The organism is Pectobacterium sp. IFB5596, assembly GCF_021432585.1.
In the GTDB taxonomy this organism is placed as follows: Bacteria; Pseudomonadota; Gammaproteobacteria; order Enterobacterales; family Enterobacteriaceae; genus Pectobacterium; species Pectobacterium punjabense.
In genome coordinates this window covers 20,450-36,568 of sequence record NZ_LXFY01000008.1, presented here as the reverse complement: position 1 = coordinate 36,568, position 16,119 = coordinate 20,450, and the positions used below count along the sequence as shown (strand labels likewise).

The following is a 16,119-nucleotide window of genomic DNA, read 5'->3' as shown; positions in this document are numbered from 1 at the left end:
AACTTATTCAGTGACCCGTGGTTGCGGTTGTTGAGAACGAGAAGGCTGGCTTTTGTTCTCTTTCTCCTGAAGCTGAGAGGGGACTAACACCGTCGTCACGCGTTTTCCTTTATCGCTGGTCGCTTCCATCTGCTGTTGTTTCACCAAATAGGTGATGCGATCGCCTTTGACATTGCTGTCCTGCTGTTCCAGATAGGCATTGCCTGTCAGTACCAGCAGGTCTTTGGCCAGCTCATAGCGGATTTTTTGCGCGTGGCCTTTTACCGGCTTGCCGTTATCCTGCATCTGGTAGAACGTCACGGGGTTACCGTAACCTTCCACCACTTCGCTGCCTTGTGCACCCTGTGGACGTGTCACAACGACCTTATCGGCCTTCACTTCAATCGTTCCTTGTTTCACGACAACATTGCCGGTGAACGTCACGGTGTTGCCCTGCATGTCCAGAGATTGCTGGGCTGAATCGATGTGAATAGGCTGGTTGCTATCGCCAGTCACGGCAAAGGCGGAAACGCTGACGGCGAACAGCGAGCTGGCGATCAGGGTGTTACGCATCAGGTTATTGGTTTTGGATTTCATAAGAGGTTTTTACCTTTTCGATCAACTCGGCCGTTTTATTACGCAGATTTCCGCGCATTTTCATTCCGCTTGAGGTAAAGCTGGCGCCGTACAGGGTGACTTCATCATCGGAAGCGACGTCCTGCGTGACCAGGTTCACCTGGGCATTATTCGTTGTGATGCGCTGAAGCTGAGTGTCCTTTGTCAGGCTATTCACCTCGACGTGGCCATACAGATAGAGCATCTTGTCTTTTGTCAGCTTGGCGCGATCGGCGCGTACTGACCAGGTTGCAATGCCTTGTTCATTGAACAGCGTGGCAACGGGGGTCGTAAACCAACTCAACTGCTCATCGTTGAAATACTCCGCTTTTTCCGAAATCAGTCTGTAGCTTAGTTTACCCGCAGGGCTGTATACCTGAGTGTTGGTCTTTTCGCTGGTGTAGACTGGCACAGTAGGGTCATTTGCATCCGGTGTCGATACGGTGTCGTCATCCGCAATATTCCAGCCGATGAGGATCAATACCAACAGGGCGAGAAAAGCGGTCAGCCAACGCTTGGTTTTACTCATATCGACAACCCTTTGGCATGCTCCAGCTTGTCCTGCGAGAACAGAATCAAATCACACAGCTCACGAACTGCGCCACGGCCACCCGCAATACGGGTGACATAATCCGCGCGCGGTAACAGCAGCGGGTGGGCGTCCGCTACGGCAACGCTCAGACCAACCTGTGCCATCACTGGCCAGTCGATCATGTCGTCGCCGATATAGGCCACTTGATTTGCTGTGACCGACAGTTTATCCAACAGATCGTTGAAGGCCAAAACCTTATCCGATTGCCCTTGATAAAGGTGGTTAATGCCCAGTGTTTTACAGCGATCTTCCAGCAATTTTGCGGAACGCCCGGTAATGATGGCAACCTCAAGGCCAGACGTCAGCAAGCAGCGAATACCATAGCCATCACGGACGTTAAACGCTTTCAGCTCTTCGCCGTGGTTACCCATGTAAATCAGACCATCGGACATCACGCCGTCAACGTCGCAGATTAACAGGCGAACTTCACGGGCTTTATCCAGTACCTGTTGATCGACAGGCCCATAACAGGTATCGGTTTGCGCCCTGGTTTCACTCATTCACAATTATCCTTTCTTTTTAAACCACGCCAGCCCGCAGCATATCGTGCATATGGACAATGCCGACCAGGCGATCGTTCTCTGCCACCAGCACTGAGGTAATGTGGCGCGACTGCATCAGATTAAGTGCGTCCACCGCCAGCGTTTGCGGTGCAACTCGGATGCCGCCCGCGGTCATCACATCAGCAATGCGCGCGCTGTTCAAGTCAATATTCATGTCGAAGATACGGCGCAGGTCACCATCGGTAAAGATACCCTGAATTTTCATATCCGCTTCGCAGATTACCGTCATACCCAGATTTTTGCGCGTAATTTCCACCAGTGCATCACGCAGCGAGGCATCGTGTGGGACATGGGGAATCTCGTCGCCAGAATGCATGATATCGCTGATACGCAGTAAAAGTTTGCGGCCAAGTGCGCCACCGGGGTGAGAGAGGGCGAAATCTTCGGCAGTAAAACCGCGCGCCTGTAGCAACGCCACGGCGAGCGCATCGCCCATCACCAGCGTCGCAGTCGTGCTGGTGGTAGGAGCCAAACCGAGCGGGCAGGCTTCCTGAGGAACGTGGACGCACAGGTGTATATCCGCCGCTTTACCCATCGTACTTTCTGGTGCGCTGGTCATGCAGATCAGGAACACTTTCTGTCGTTTCAGAACAGGGATCAGCGACAGGATTTCATGGGATTCGCCAGAGTTGGAAATTGCGATCACGATATCGTGCGGCGTTACCATGCCAAGGTCGCCGTGGCTGGCTTCGCCTGGATGGACAAAAAAAGCGGGCGTACCGGTGCTGGCGAAGGTTGCGGCAATCTTACAGCCGATGTGGCCGGACTTGCCCATTCCCATCACTACTACTTTGCCCTGACAGTGAAAGATCTTTTTACAGGCGAGCGTAAAATTGTCGTCAATATACTGATCTAATTGCGCAAGCCCATCGCGCTCGATGCTCAGTACCTGCTTGCCTGCCTGCTGGAAATCGAAGTTTGCTGGCAGTTCAGGCCCCTTCTGTTGCGTATGATCGGATTGTCGTTCGTGATCGGCTTGTGTTGCATGATCGGATAGTGCACGGTCAGACTGCTGTTTTAGATGAGCATCGTGTTCAAACTGTGACATACCAATAGTCCTGATTATGGTGAAAAACGGAACCGCGTAGTTACGAAAACAGGTTCTTATGAAAAACAGAACAACACCGTAAGGTAGGCGATAAACGCGCAGCATAATAATGCGCCTGCGCCCTGTCCTATATGGCGTTTTTTGCTGAGACATAGTGCGGTTAACAACACGCTCGCCGCCAGCATGACCCAATAGTCGCGCTGAAAAACCTGAGGATTCAGTGCGCCTGGCGAGAGTAGTGCGGGCACGCCCAGCACAATCGCAATATTAAAGATGTTCGAGCCAATCAGGTTACCCAGTGCAATATCATCTTCTTTCTTCAACGTCCCGACGATGGCCGTAGCAAGCTCAGGCAGGCTGGTGCCGATCGCCAATATGGTCAGCCCGATGGTCAATTCGCTGACATCGAAGTAACGCGCAATGACGGTCGCGTTATCCACCACCATCCGGGCGGCCATGGGTAAAATAATCATACCGAGAATCAGCCACAGCACGGCAGCCATCTGATTGCTGTCGTCCTGCGGCAGTTCTGCCAACTGTTCACGAGTCAGGCTGTCGCCGCCTTCCCGCTGTGCCTGTTGTGCCATACGCAGTATCAAGACCAGACACAGACTGGCGGCGAAGAGCAGCATCATGCCGTCGGCGCGACTCAGGTAGCTATCATGCAGCAAAACGCCACACAATAAAGTGACGGACAACATGAGCGGCAGCTCTCGGCGCAGCAGAGTCGAATGTACGGTGAGTGGGCGAATGAGTGCCGCGCTGCCGAGAATGAGTAAAATATTGGTGATATTGGAGCCGATAACATTGCCGACGGCCATATCGTTTTGATCGTTTAAGGCCGCAGTAACAGAAACGATCAGCTCAGGTAGTGAGGTGCCGAAGCCGACAATAGTGATGCCGATGATAAAAGGCGGTAAGCCGAGAGAACGCGCAAGCACGGCGGCACCGTAGACAAGACGATCGGCACCGTAAACCAGTAATAGCAAACCAACGAACAAGAGTAGTGTTGCAAAAAGCATGCAGCGTCCTTTAATAGGATATATACCCGTCATACTTCAAGCCGCAGGTGCGTTGGCAATACTCGGCTCATTTCTGAGCCTCGCCTTGGCAGGCCGTCTTCCTGCAACTCGAATTATTTAGTGTATAATCACTGGCTTGTTGTCGAATAAGTCAGTATTTCTGGACGAATTTCGCACAAAAAGCCCTTTTCTGTGATGAGTGCTAATTCTGACGGCGCTTGGCGAAAAAGTAAAACCTGTCGCGATAAGTAAAATCAGGTAACGGTTTATGCCGCAACTTTGGACAAGAACTTACGGTAAGTTTTTGTAAAACTCTCACTCTAATGAAAGTCAGCCGTTAGGCTGGAGTGAAAGATGTTCTATAAGCGTACTGATTGGTAAGGAATGGAAATAATGAACCATGAGGCAACTAATCTGGTCGAGATCCGTGGTCTTAGCTTTCGGCGCGGAGAGCGAGAGATTTTCACAGATATCACGCTGAATGTTCCTAAAGGCAAGGTCACTGCGATCATGGGGCCTTCCGGTATCGGTAAAACCACGTTGTTACGCCTGATTGGCGGGCAACTACAGCCAGACAGTGGTGAAATCTGGTTTGATGGCGAGAATATCCCGGCGCTGTCACGCAGGGAACTGTACAGCGCGCGCAAGAAAATGAGCATGTTGTTTCAGTCCGGCGCGTTATTCACCGATTTGAATGTGTTTGACAATGTCGCCTGGCCGTTGCGCGAACATACCCAACTGCCAGAATCGTTACTGCGTAGCATCGTCATGATGAAGCTGGAAGCGGTGGGGTTGCGTGGGGCTGCTGAGCTGATGCCTGCTGAACTTTCCGGCGGTATGGCGAGGCGGACGGCGTTAGCGAGAGCCATTGCGCTTGACCCGCAACTCATTATGTTCGACGAACCTTTTGTCGGGCAGGACCCGATCACGTTAGGCACGCTGGTGAAGCTGATCGATGAGCTTAATCACGCATTGGGCGTGACCTGCATTGTGGTTTCTCATGATGTACCGGAGGTGATGAGCATCGCCGATTACGCGTATATCGTGGCCGACAAGCGAGTGGTGGCGGAAGGAACGGCAGATCAACTTAGGGCGAATGATGACCCGCAGGTTCGTCAGTTCCTGGATGGCATCGCCGATGGGCCCGTGCCTTTCCGTTTTCCTGCGGGTGACTATAAAGCGTCGCTGCTAGGTTCAGAGGGGTAACGCAGCCATGTTATTACGGACGTTGGCGTCGCTAGGACGTCAGGGAATCTCTACCAGTGCCACGTTTGGGCGCGCTGGGCTGATGCTGTTTAATGCGTTGGTAGGTAAACCCGAATTTAAAAAACAGTGGCCGCTGTTGGTGAAACAACTTTACAGCGTTGGCGTGCAGTCTCTGCTTATCATCATGGTTTCTGGCCTGTTTATCGGCATGGTGTTGGGGCTACAGGGCTATATCATCCTGACAACGTACAGCGCCGAGGCTAGCCTGGGCATGATGGTGGCGCTGTCGCTGCTGCGTGAACTTGGCCCGGTGGTGACGGCACTGTTGTTCGCCGGACGTGCGGGCTCTGCGTTGACGGCGGAGATTGGGCTGATGAAGGCAACTGAGCAGCTCTCCAGCATGGAGATGATGGCGGTCGATCCACTGCGCCGCGTTGTCGCGCCGCGCTTCTGGGCGGGGCTAATCAGCATGCCGCTGCTGGCGGTGATTTTTGTCGCTGTGGGGATCTGGGGAGGCGGGCTGGTCGGTGTGGACTGGAAAGGTATCGACAGTGGGTTCTTCTGGTCTGCCATGCAGGGCGCGGTTGACTGGCGTCAGGATGTGCTGAACTGCGTGATTAAAAGTATCGTATTTGCGATTACCGTGACCTGGATTGCACTGTTTAACGGCTATGACGCGATCCCGACGTCTGAGGGGATCAGCCGTGCAACGACACGAACCGTCGTGCACTCGTCGTTAGCAGTACTGGGATTGGATTTTGTGCTGACAGCACTGATGTTTGGGAACTGAGTCGATGCAAACAAAGAAAACTGAAGTCTGGGTTGGTGTGTTTATGTTGATCGCGCTGGCTGCCATTCTTTTTTTATGCCTAAAAGTGGCCGATCTAAAATCGATCGGCAGTGAGCCAACGTACCGCTTGTACGCGACGTTTGACAACATTGGCGGGTTAAAAGCGCGTTCTCCGATCAGAATTGGCGGTGTGGTCATCGGTCGCGTAGCGGATATCTCTCTGGATGAGAAAACGTATCTGCCACGCGTGGCGATGGATATTCAGCAGCGTTACGATCATATTCCCGATACCAGCTCTCTGGCTATTCGTACCTCTGGCTTGCTGGGTGAACAGTATCTGGCATTGAACATGGGCTTTGAAGATGAAGAGATGGGCACGACGATTTTGAAGGACGGTGGTGTGATTCAGGACACCAAGTCCGCCATGGTGCTTGAAGATCTCATCGGTCAATTCCTATATAAGAGCGGCAGCAATAGCGAGGATAATGCTAGTCAATCGGGTACGGCGACGGGTGCTGATCCTACGGCAACGCCTGAGCACAGCAACGAACCTGTTCCTTCACATCCATAAGAGGATATCTGCATGTTTAAACGTTTACTGATGGTGGCTTTACTGGTGGTCGCGCCATTAGCCAACGCGGCGGATCAAACGAACCCTTATCGTTTAATGAATGAAGCGGCGGAAAAAACCTTTGATCGTTTAAAGAACGAGCAGCCAAAAATCAAGCAAAGCCCTGATTATTTACGTACTGTCGTGCGTGAAGAGCTGCTGCCGTATGTACAGGTGAGATACGCCGGTGCGCTGGTTCTTGGCCGTTACTACAAAGACGCGACGCCAGCACAGCGTGATGCCTATTTCAAAGCGTTTGAAGCCTATCTTGAGCAGGCTTACGGCCAGGCTCTGGCGATGTATAACGGGCAGAGCTATCAAATCGCCCCTGAACAGCCGCTGGGCAATGCTGATATCGTTTCCATTCGCGTCACGATTGTTGATAACGGTGGCCGCCCGCCGATACGCCTGGATTTCCAATGGCGTAAGAACAGTAAAACCGGTAACTGGCAGGCGTATGACATGATTGCTGAAGGTGTCAGCATGATCACCACTAAGCAGAACGAATGGGCGTCAATACTGCGTCAGAAAGGCGTTGATGGTCTGACTCAACAGCTGGAATCCTCGGCGAAGCAGACAATTACGTTGGATCAGAAAAAGTAATTTGGGTACGAACATGGCGAACGCATTGAACTGGCAGGCGCAGGAATCAACGCTGGCATTAACGGGCGATCTCGATCGTGAAACGCTGTTACCGTTCTGGCAACAGCGTGAATCGCTGCTAGCGGGTAAAACCACGCTGGATGTGTCAGGATTAAACCGTGTTGATTCTGCCGGGTTGGCATTGCTGATGCACGTTTATCAACAGCCGTCGTCGAGCGGAGAGATAACGATTGTTGGTGCCAGCGATCGGTTAAAAACGCTCATTGCGCTCTATAACCTGAATGAAATCATTCCGGTGTCTTAAGCGGTAACGCCGGCTACCGGATTCGCCCCTTTAGGCATCGTCTGAAGGGGTGTATTCTTTGTTTAAGATAGCGTCATATTCATCTAAGATACCCCCCTGTAAATCATCTCCCCCTGACATAGAAATCGAGAGCGATGGAAAATAACGAAATTAAAGACGTGCTGATGAACGCATTAGCGCTGGAAGAAGCCCATGTTTCTGGTGATGGTAGCCATTTTCAAGTCATCGCGGTGGGCGGACTTTTTGCTGGAATGAGCCGAGTCAAAAAACAGCAGGCTGTTTATGCGCCGCTGATGGAGTACATCGCGGATAACCGTATTCATGCATTGTCGATCAAGGCTTATACGCCGGAAGAGTGGCAGCGCGACCGTAAACTGAACGGTTTCTAAGGGTTCCCCGTACGAGTGGGGATAAACTGCCGGTATCAGTGTGACGAAATATTGAATTAAGACATTGAGATACAAAGACTATGGATAAATTTCGTGTTCAGGGGCCAACTCGCTTAGCGGGGGAAGTGACCATTTCCGGCGCCAAGAACGCTGCGTTGCCAATCCTATTCGCTGCGTTACTTGCAGAAGAACCGGTCGAAATTCAGAACGTACCGAAACTGCGTGACATCGACACGACTATGAAGTTACTCGGTCAGTTGGGGGCGCGTGTTACACGCAATGGTTCCGTTCACGTGGATGCCAGCGAGGTGAACGTGTTCTGCGCGCCGTACGATCTGGTGAAAACCATGCGCGCCTCTATCTGGGCGTTGGGGCCGCTGGTGGCGCGTTTCGGGCAGGGACAGGTCTCGCTGCCCGGCGGCTGTGCAATTGGCGCACGCCCGGTAGATTTGCATATTTACGGCCTTGAACAGCTTGGGGCGCAGATCGTTCTGGAAGAAGGCTATGTGAAAGCCACGGTTGATGGCCGCCTGAAAGGCGCGCACATCGTGATGGACAAAGTGAGCGTCGGCGCCACGGTCACTATCATGAGTGCAGCAACGCTGGCCGAAGGCACCACGATTATTGAAAACGCGGCGCGTGAGCCAGAGATTGTTGATACGGCAAACTTCCTGAATACGCTGGGTGCGAAAATTAGCGGTGCAGGCAGCGATAAAATCACTATTGAAGGCGTCGCACGCTTGGGCGGCGGTGTGTATCGCGTTGTGCCCGACCGTATTGAAACCGGGACATTTCTGGTCGCGGCTGCGGTATCTCGCGGTCAGATTATCTGCCGTAATACCCGTCCTGATACGCTGGATGCGGTATTGGCGAAGCTGCGTGAAGCAGGCGCGGAGATTGAAATCGGCGAAGACTGGATTAGCCTGGATATGCACGGTAAGCGTCCGAAAGCGGTTACCGTTCGCACGTCACCGCATCCTGGGTTCCCGACCGATATGCAGGCGCAGTTCAGCCTGCTGAACCTGGTCGCAGAAGGAACGGGTGTGATTACCGAAACTATCTTTGAGAACCGCTTCATGCATGTGCCTGAGCTTATCCGTATGGGCGCACAGGCGGAGATCGAGAGCAATACCGTGATTTGCCACGGCGTTGATAAGCTGTCGGGAGCACAGGTGATGGCGACCGACTTACGGGCGTCGGCCAGTCTGGTATTAGCGGGTTGTATTGCGGAAGGCGTGACGACGGTGGATCGTATTTATCATATCGATCGTGGCTATGACCGTATCGAAGATAAGCTGCGTGGCTTAGGTGCGAACATCGAGCGTGTTAAAGAACACGAATAAGCGCTTCACCCGTTTTCTCTTCAAATGATCTCCATCAGCCGGGTGGTTTCCCACCCGGTTTCTTATTTACCTGCTGATACTGTTTTATCAAGTAGCCTTGGATGCCGCTATTGGGTAGGGAATTCCTGAATCGTCATTTGTAGCGTGATTTGTTTGTTATCGCGCTCAATCGTGACGGGAATAACGGTGCCGGGAGGTATTTCCGAAACCTGTTCCATGGTTTCGATAATCGAGCGCGCGGGCTTATTGTTGACGCTAACAATGACGTCTTCAATGCGGATACCCGCTTTATCCGCCGGACCGCCGGGATCGATGGTCTGGACGAGAATGCCGGTCAATCGACCCTGAGCTCCGCGATTGTTGGCTAACGTGCTGTTCTCAATATTTTCGAGCTGTACACCGTTGATGCCAATATAGCCGCGAACCACACGGCCATCGCGAATCAGTTTACCCATCACTTTGGTAGCCAATGCGACGGGGATCGCGAAGCTAATGCCTTCCGGCGTTTCGCCATTGCTGCTTTTATCAAAAGAGAGGGTATTAATACCAATCAATTCACCGAGCGTATTGACCAGCGCCCCGCCAGAGTTTCCGTGGTTAATTGACGCATCAGTTTGCAGCAGATTTTGGCGTCCTACCTGGCTTCTTTGTTGGCCGTAAGTGCTGAGGCTGACGCGGCCAGTGGCGCTAATAACGCCCTGTGTGACGGTTTGCCCTAGGTTATAAGGGTTACCGATCGCCATGACGACATCACCAACGTGCGGGATACGGTCTGGATTCATGGGGATGACGGGCAGATTGACGCCATCAATTTGCAACACAGCCAGGTCTGTCAGGGTATCGGAACCGATCACGCGGGCTTCGTACAGCCGGCCATCTGACAGCTCGATCTGGATTTGTTGCACGTTATTAATCACATGCTTATTGGTTAAAATATACCCTTTGTCATTCATGATGACGCCAGAACCCAGAGGATGAATGGCGACTTCATTGGGTTTTTCCGCATTGGCAACCCGATTATAAATATTAACCACAGCAGGAGCCGCACGGTTGACGCCTTGATGGTAGCTTACGGGCGAGCCATCAGTGTTTCTGTCATTGCTTTTCAGAAACGACGTGCCAGATCCGATAAACGGCAGTACGGCCAGAATAATTCCGGCGACAAGGGCACCAAATAGTGCTGAACGTAATAATTTAGCAAGCATGGCCGTGAGTTACTGTGGAAAGGGAGATAAGGGGAGGATATCACGAGAAGTTCGGACACCGCATGACTCGGTGTCCGATTTTTTATGGCGTGTCATCTCTGGCCGGTTAGGCTGTCGTAAAAACGACGAACGATTAACGTAGCAGCAGATAGATTGTTTCTTCACCTCGGACGATATTCAGCGCCAGAACGGACGGTTTCGCTTCCAGCAGCTTGCGCAACTGCGTGATGTTTTCAATACGCTCGCGGTTTACGCCGATGATGATATCGCCTTTTTGCAGGCCAACCTGCGCTGCTGGCGTGTCCTTGGTGACGTTATCAATCTGTACGCCTTTGCTGCCGTCTTTCAGTTGACCATTCGTCAGGGAAGCGCCCTGTAATGACGGTGAAAGCGTTTCGGCGCTGGTTGATTCCGATGTGCTGTTATCCAGCACGACGGAAACTTCCTGTGGTTTCCCATCACGCAGCAGGCCGATTTTCACGGTCTTGCCCGGCGCAGTGGTGCCAACTTTGGCCCGCAGTTCAGCAAAGCTGCTGATGGGTTTGCCATCCATCGTTGTCAATACGTCGCCTGCCTTGATTCCGGCTTTGGCCGCGGCGGATTTCGGTAAAACTTCGCTGACGAAAGCACCGCGCTGGGCATCGACGTTGAACGCTTTCGCCATTTCGGACGTCATCTCGCTGCCTTTAATACCCAGCAGCCCGCGCTTAACTTCGCCAAATTCAACCAACTGCTGCGCCAGATTCTGGGCCATGTTGCTAGGGATGGCAAAACCGATGCCGATATTTCCGCCGCCCGGTGCCAGAATCGCGGTATTGATACCGATCAGTTCGCCGTTGAGGTTAACCAGCGCACCACCGGAGTTACCACGGTTAATGGAAGCATCGGTCTGGATGAAGTTTTCCAGCCCTTCAAGATTCAGGCCGCTACGCCCCAGTGCAGAGATAATGCCGGAGGTCGCCGTCTGGCCGAGGCCAAATGGGTTACCAACGGCAACGGCAAAGTCACCGACGCGCAACTGATCGGAATCCGCCATTTTCACGGAGACCAGATTTTTGGCGTCATTCAACTGGAGCAGGGCGATATCGGTTTGCTCGTCACGACCGATCAACTTAGCATCGTATTCACGGCCATCATTAAGCTGGACGCGGATTTTATCGGCGTTATTGATAACGTGATTGTTGGTGAGCACATAGCCTTTTGCTGCATCAATAATCACGCCGGAGCCCAGCCCTTCAAACGGACGAGAATTTTGTTTGTCCGTTGGGAAGTTTGGGCCAAAGAAGAACTTGAACTCTTCTGGTACGCGCTGACGCTGTACCTGTGTACCTTCAACATGCACGCTGACGACGGCTGGTAAGACTTTTTCCAGCATCGGGGCCAGACTTGGCGTTTGTTGTCCTTGAACCACGGCAGGCAGCGCAGCATTCGCTGCGGGAAGCGTGGACAGGGTCAAACCTATACTCATTGCCAGTGCACTAAATAATAATGACGTTTTTTTCATTGTTATTAACTCTCTCACGGCCTGCGGATGAATAAAACGATGATATATAAACTTAAAGACACGGTGAAGAGTCAGACTGACGATCAATGTGTAAAGTTCACTGCTGTTTCGTCAGCAGATTGTAACTATCGCTGTTTGTGGAGCGTGCTCGGGTGATGGCAGCCTGCGGTGTACGTCTTAATAAGCGTAGAACAAGAGAAGGGAAAGCGTGAGGCCAGAAAGCCTCACGCTATACCCGTCATACTTCAAGCTGTATGTATGTTGGCTGTGTTTAAATACTCGGCCCGTCGTGGGCCTCGCCCTAAAGGGCCGCTGCTGGCAGCGTTCAAATCTGCTCCCGGCAGATTTGTCACCCGAATCACTTACTTGTGTAAGCTCATCGGGATGAAATGAGAGACATCCTGTCTCTCACCGGAGGCCAGCCGTTGGCTGGTCAAATTCGTTCCCGACGAATTTGTCCTTCTCTTGCCGCCTTCATGCAACTCGAATTATTTAGGGTATAATTAGTTGATATTATTTGCGAATCGGGCGCTCGCCGCGAAGCAAACCTGACGCACCATCGGAATAATCGCGTGGTGGCATGTTCACCGGTGCCTGATCGTTATCCGCTTCTGACTCGGTCAGACGGTATTTAAACGGATTATCCTGGCCGGGAACGTTAGGTAACAGGTTATTGGAGCTTTTCGCCATGTGTTGATAAAGCTGACGATAGTCATCCGCCATGTTGTCCAACAGCTCCGCGCTGCGGGCGAAGTGTCCAACTAATTCCTGACGATAGTCTTCCAGTTCGGTTTTGCTTTTCTCCAGCTCATTTTGCAGGACCTGCTGTTGCCGCAGCTTACGGTTACCAAAGCGCATGGCGACAGCACCAATAATAATACCGACAACTAAACCTATCAGCGCATACTCCCAAGTCATAATAGCTCCTATTTTGACGTCGTTGTCCCGTAGGGTTTTTCACTTAATAATAGTCACTATAACCGTTAACCTTGCCCGAGTGGAATCCTGATGCTCGATGACTGAGGGGAATGTTGACCTATCGCAGACATCAAGGTTGTTAACTGCGACGATTACGGCTTAAATCGACGGCAACACACAGCAAAACACGACTAACTTTTTTCTCAGGGATTGCGATGGCTACTCCACAGAGCATTCGGCAGCAAAAAACACGGCAGCAAACCACCCCCTTGGCGCTTTACCAGCAGGCGCTTGCTGCCGGTGAATATCAACCGGATGAGGTACAACAGCAAACGGTTGTGCGCCTGGATACGATACATCAGGCGCTCTGTGAGCGTGCGACGGATGACGGTACGGGGACATCCGGTCGTGCAGGGAAATGGCGTCGCTGGCTGGGGCTGAGTGATAAACGTGAGTCTGCCCCAGTTCAAGGACTGTACATGTGGGGCGGTGTTGGGCGTGGTAAAACCTGGCTAATGGATATGTTTTTTCATAGCTTGCCCGCCGAGCGCAAGATGCGCCTGCATTTCCATCGCTTTATGCTACGTGTGCATGAAGAACTGAACCAGTTTCAAGGGCAGGAAAATCCGCTGGAAAAAGTGGCCGACGGTTTTAAAGCGGAAACCGACGTGTTGTGTTTCGATGAATTCTTCGTCTCTGATATCACCGATGCAATGCTGCTGGCCGAACTGCTGCGCGCGCTGTTTGCCCGCGGCATTGCGCTGGTGGCGACATCAAATATTCCGCCAGACGATCTCTACCGCAATGGATTACAACGCGCCCGTTTTCTTCCTGCTATTGCGCTGATTAAACAGCACTGTGAAGTACGTAATGTCGATGCGGGTATCGATTATCGCCTGCGTACGCTGACACAGGCGCACCTTTATCTCTCGCCGCTGAATGAGGAAACGAGTGCGGCAATGCAGCTGATGTTTACGCGGTTGACCGGGAAGCCATGGCAGACGCCGGGGCCGGTGTTGGAGATCAATCATCGTCCATTAACGACACTTGGTGTAAGTGACGGCGTGCTGGCCGTTGATTTCCACACGCTGTGTACCGAGGCGCGGAGCCAGAACGATTACATCGCGCTGTCGCGCCTCTACCACACGATGCTGTTGCACAATGTGACGGTGATGGAAACGAAGGAAGAGAACACCGCCCGCCGTTTTCTGGCATTGGTGGATGAATGCTACGATCGGCGTATTAAGCTCATTATCTCTGCACAGGCACCGATGTTTGATATCTATCAGGGAGAGCACCTGAAATTTGAATATCAGCGCTGTTTATCCCGTTTGCAGGAAATGCAAAGCGAAGAGTACCTACGGCAGCCGCATTTGGCGTAACACCGGCTACGGTTTTTCGTCATTTGCGTGTGAAAAAAGGTCGATTTTTGAGAATCACTTCTCTATAATCTTGCGACCCCACGTTACAACAAAGTTTTTTTCCCAAAAACTTTATAGTGCCGGCAATGGCTATTCGAAGGGGTAGGTTTGCTGGACTTGATGGTCGTGTGAGCCTCAACTGTTTTCGAGCGTTTGGGTGTTCACCAACGTGTAACTAATTATTGGGTAAGCTTTTAATGAAAACTTTTACAGCTAAACCAGAGACCGTAAAACGTGACTGGTACGTTGTTGATGCGAACGGTAAAACTTTAGGCCGTCTCGCTACTGAACTGGCTCGTCGTCTGCGCGGCAAGCATAAAGCGGAATACACCCCGCACGTTGATACGGGTGATTACATCATCGTTCTGAACGCTGACAAAGTTGCTGTAACTGGCAACAAGCGTACTGACAAGATTTATTATCATCACACCGGTCACATCGGTGGTATTAAACAAGCGACCTTTGAAGAGATGATTGCCCGCCGTCCTGAGCGTGTGATTGAAATCGCGGTTAAAGGCATGCTGCCGAAGGGCCCGTTGGGTCGTGCTATGTTCCGTAAACTGAAAGTTTACGCGGGCACCGAGCACAATCACGCGGCACAGCAACCGCAAGTTCTGGACATTTAATCGGGATTATAGGCAATGGCTGAAAATCAATACTACGGCACTGGTCGCCGCAAAAGCTCCGCCGCTCGCGTGTTCATCAAACCGGGCAACGGTAACATCGTTATCAACCAGCGTAGTCTGGAACAGTACTTCGGTCGCGAAACTGCCCGCATGGTAGTTCGTCAGCCGCTTGAACTGGTCGACATGGTTGGGAAATTAGATCTGTACATCACCGTTAAAGGTGGTGGTATCTCTGGTCAGGCTGGTGCGATCCGTCACGGTATCACCCGCGCTCTGATGGAGTATGATGAGTCTCTGCGTGGCGAACTGCGTAAAGCAGGTTTCGTTACCCGTGATGCTCGTCAGGTTGAACGTAAGAAAGTCGGCCTGCGTAAAGCACGTCGTCGTCCTCAGTTCTCCAAGCGTTAATTTCTGGCTGCTTTGCAGCGAAATCAATGCGAAAAACCCGGTGCTTGTCACCGGGTTTTTTATGCCTAAAAATAAATTTCCTCGAAATATACGCTTTACTTTCCGTATGTTAACGATGAAATTGTGCTTATACCCCCACAAAACGAACAAAATCTGATAAGCTATTCGCCGATTTTATGCCCGTGTGCCAACTGTCGTCGCTGTTTGAAACGACGTATTTTTTCAGGTGATGTTTACACATTGGCGAGCAAAATTTCGAATAGCGGTTTGCAGATTCCCCATTGCACGGCTATTCGCCGTATTTTCTCGATAAACTTGGAGGTTTTCATGGCTGTCGCTGCCAACAAACGTTCGGTAATGACGCTGTTTTCTGGTCCATCCGACATTTTTAGCCATCAGGTCCGCATCGTATTGGCGGAAAAGGGTGTGAGTGTCGAGATTGAACAGGTGGACATGGATAATCTGCCTCAGGATCTTATTGACCTCAATCCTTATGGTTCTGTGCCGACGTTGGTCGATCGCGAACTGACGCTCTATGAATCACGTATTATCATGGAGTATCTGGATGAACGTTTTCCTCATCCGCCGTTAATGCCTGTCTATCCGGTTGCGCGCGGTAACAGCCGCCTGATGATGCACCGCATTGAGAGCGACTGGTATTCTTTGCTGAAGAAAATTACGCATGGCAGCGCTCAGGAAGCGGATGCGGCACGTAAGCAATTGCGTGAAGAGCTGCTGGCTATTGCCCCGGTGTTTAATGAAGCGCCTTATTTCATGAGCGAAGAGTTCAGCCTGGTGGATTGCTATCTGGCTCCACTGCTGTGGCGTCTGCCGCAGTTAGGTATTGAACTGAGTGGTTCGGGCGCGAAAGAGCTGAAGGGCTACATGACACGCGTCTTTGAGCGTGATGCGTTCCTGGCTTCCCTGACGGAAGTGGAACGTGAAATGCGTTTGCAAACCCGAGGTTAAACTG

The 16,119-nt window shown here is 51.8% G+C and carries 19 protein-coding genes; 11 read left to right on the top strand and 8 right to left on the bottom strand.

The features are described 5' to 3' along the window. Window positions 1-3: 3 nt before the first annotated feature. The 5 genes from lptA to A6301_RS08345 are packed head-to-tail and all read right to left on the bottom strand — an operon-like array spanning window position 4 to window position 3,819. The gene (lptA, locus tag A6301_RS08365) at window positions 4-576 is read right to left on the bottom strand and encodes a lipopolysaccharide ABC transporter substrate-binding protein LptA (RefSeq protein ID WP_107170736.1); all 573 of its coding nucleotides are present in this window, start codon (window positions 574-576) and stop codon (window positions 4-6) included. Further along, window positions 557-1,123, bottom strand: a complete 567-nt coding sequence (gene lptC, locus A6301_RS08360) for an LPS export ABC transporter periplasmic protein LptC (protein WP_205540767.1) — start codon at window positions 1,121-1,123, stop codon at window positions 557-559. The genes lptA and lptC overlap by 20 nt, the downstream gene beginning before the upstream one ends. Then, on the bottom strand, window positions 1,120-1,686 hold the full coding sequence (gene kdsC, locus A6301_RS08355) for a 3-deoxy-manno-octulosonate-8-phosphatase KdsC (protein ID WP_107170738.1): 567 nt from the start codon (window positions 1,684-1,686) through the stop codon (window positions 1,120-1,122). Before kdsC ends, lptC begins: the two co-directional genes overlap by 4 nt. A gap of 19 nt (window positions 1,687-1,705) precedes the next feature. Further along, the gene (gene kdsD / locus A6301_RS08350; RefSeq protein WP_233671863.1) at window positions 1,706-2,797 is read right to left on the bottom strand and encodes an arabinose-5-phosphate isomerase KdsD; all 1,092 of its coding nucleotides are present in this window, start codon (window positions 2,795-2,797) and stop codon (window positions 1,706-1,708) included. 56 nt (window positions 2,798-2,853) lie between these two features. Further along, window positions 2,854-3,819, bottom strand: coding sequence for a calcium/sodium antiporter (locus A6301_RS08345; protein WP_107170739.1), 966 nt, complete (start codon window positions 3,817-3,819; stop codon window positions 2,854-2,856). A gap of 393 nt (window positions 3,820-4,212) precedes the next feature. Here A6301_RS08345 and mlaF point away from each other — a divergent pair, with 393 nt between their 5' ends. From mlaF to murA, 7 genes are all read left to right on the top strand, one after another. Then, window positions 4,213-5,025: a phospholipid ABC transporter ATP-binding protein MlaF gene (mlaF, locus tag A6301_RS08340; protein WP_137740617.1), complete on the top strand. Its 813-nt coding sequence runs from the start codon at window positions 4,213-4,215 to the stop codon at window positions 5,023-5,025. A 7-nt stretch (window positions 5,026-5,032) separates the two neighbouring features. Then, complete coding sequence (gene mlaE / locus A6301_RS08335) at window positions 5,033-5,815, top strand: lipid asymmetry maintenance ABC transporter permease subunit MlaE (RefSeq protein ID WP_107170741.1); 783 nt, start codon at window positions 5,033-5,035, stop codon at window positions 5,813-5,815. A 4-nt stretch (window positions 5,816-5,819) separates the two neighbouring features. Beyond that, window positions 5,820-6,386 carry an outer membrane lipid asymmetry maintenance protein MlaD gene (gene mlaD, locus A6301_RS08330; RefSeq protein WP_205540768.1) on the top strand — a complete coding sequence of 189 codons (567 nt, stop codon included), beginning with the start codon at window positions 5,820-5,822 and terminating at the stop codon, window positions 6,384-6,386. 12 nt (window positions 6,387-6,398) lie between these two features. Next, complete coding sequence (mlaC, locus tag A6301_RS08325; protein ID WP_107170743.1) at window positions 6,399-7,028, top strand: phospholipid-binding protein MlaC; 630 nt, start codon at window positions 6,399-6,401, stop codon at window positions 7,026-7,028. Between the two features lie 13 nt (window positions 7,029-7,041). Beyond that, a complete protein-coding gene (gene mlaB, locus A6301_RS08320; protein ID WP_104212728.1) occupies window positions 7,042-7,332 on the top strand; it encodes a lipid asymmetry maintenance protein MlaB in 291 nt (96 codons plus the stop codon). Between the two features lie 134 nt (window positions 7,333-7,466). Beyond that, the gene (gene ibaG / locus A6301_RS08315) at window positions 7,467-7,721 is read left to right on the top strand and encodes a BolA family iron metabolism protein IbaG (RefSeq protein ID WP_039304057.1); all 255 of its coding nucleotides are present in this window, start codon (window positions 7,467-7,469) and stop codon (window positions 7,719-7,721) included. 80 nt (window positions 7,722-7,801) lie between these two features. Beyond that, a complete protein-coding gene (gene murA / locus A6301_RS08310) occupies window positions 7,802-9,064 on the top strand; it encodes a UDP-N-acetylglucosamine 1-carboxyvinyltransferase (protein WP_107170744.1) in 1,263 nt (420 codons plus the stop codon). A gap of 107 nt (window positions 9,065-9,171) precedes the next feature. Here murA and degS read toward each other — a convergent pair whose 3' ends face one another. The 3 genes from degS to zapG all read right to left on the bottom strand — a co-directional run bounded on the left by degS (window position 9,172) and on the right by zapG (window position 12,691). Then, window positions 9,172-10,269 (bottom strand): outer membrane-stress sensor serine endopeptidase DegS, encoded by a 1,098-nt coding sequence (gene degS / locus A6301_RS08305; RefSeq protein WP_107170745.1) that lies wholly within the window; start codon window positions 10,267-10,269, stop codon window positions 9,172-9,174. Between the two features lie 133 nt (window positions 10,270-10,402). After that, window positions 10,403-11,773: a serine endoprotease DegQ gene (gene degQ, locus A6301_RS08300; protein ID WP_107170746.1), complete on the bottom strand. Its 1,371-nt coding sequence runs from the start codon at window positions 11,771-11,773 to the stop codon at window positions 10,403-10,405. Window positions 11,774-12,286: 513 nt separating this feature from the next. Then, the gene (gene zapG / locus A6301_RS08295; RefSeq protein WP_005975485.1) at window positions 12,287-12,691 is read right to left on the bottom strand and encodes a Z-ring associated protein ZapG; all 405 of its coding nucleotides are present in this window, start codon (window positions 12,689-12,691) and stop codon (window positions 12,287-12,289) included. Between the two features lie 215 nt (window positions 12,692-12,906). Here zapG and zapE point away from each other — a divergent pair, with 215 nt between their 5' ends. From zapE to sspA, 4 genes are all read left to right on the top strand, one after another. Then, entirely contained in the window at window positions 12,907-14,073 is a 1,167-nt protein-coding gene (gene zapE / locus A6301_RS08290; RefSeq protein WP_107170747.1) for a cell division protein ZapE, read from the top strand. Window positions 14,074-14,309: 236 nt separating this feature from the next. After that, window positions 14,310-14,738, top strand: coding sequence for a 50S ribosomal protein L13 (rplM, locus tag A6301_RS08285; protein ID WP_005975488.1), 429 nt, complete (start codon window positions 14,310-14,312; stop codon window positions 14,736-14,738). Between the two features lie 15 nt (window positions 14,739-14,753). After that, window positions 14,754-15,146: a 30S ribosomal protein S9 gene (rpsI, locus tag A6301_RS08280; protein ID WP_107170748.1), complete on the top strand. Its 393-nt coding sequence runs from the start codon at window positions 14,754-14,756 to the stop codon at window positions 15,144-15,146. Between the two features lie 327 nt (window positions 15,147-15,473). Then, on the top strand, window positions 15,474-16,115 hold the full coding sequence (gene sspA, locus A6301_RS08275) for a stringent starvation protein SspA (protein WP_005975503.1): 642 nt from the start codon (window positions 15,474-15,476) through the stop codon (window positions 16,113-16,115). Window positions 16,116-16,119: the final 4 nt, after the last annotated feature.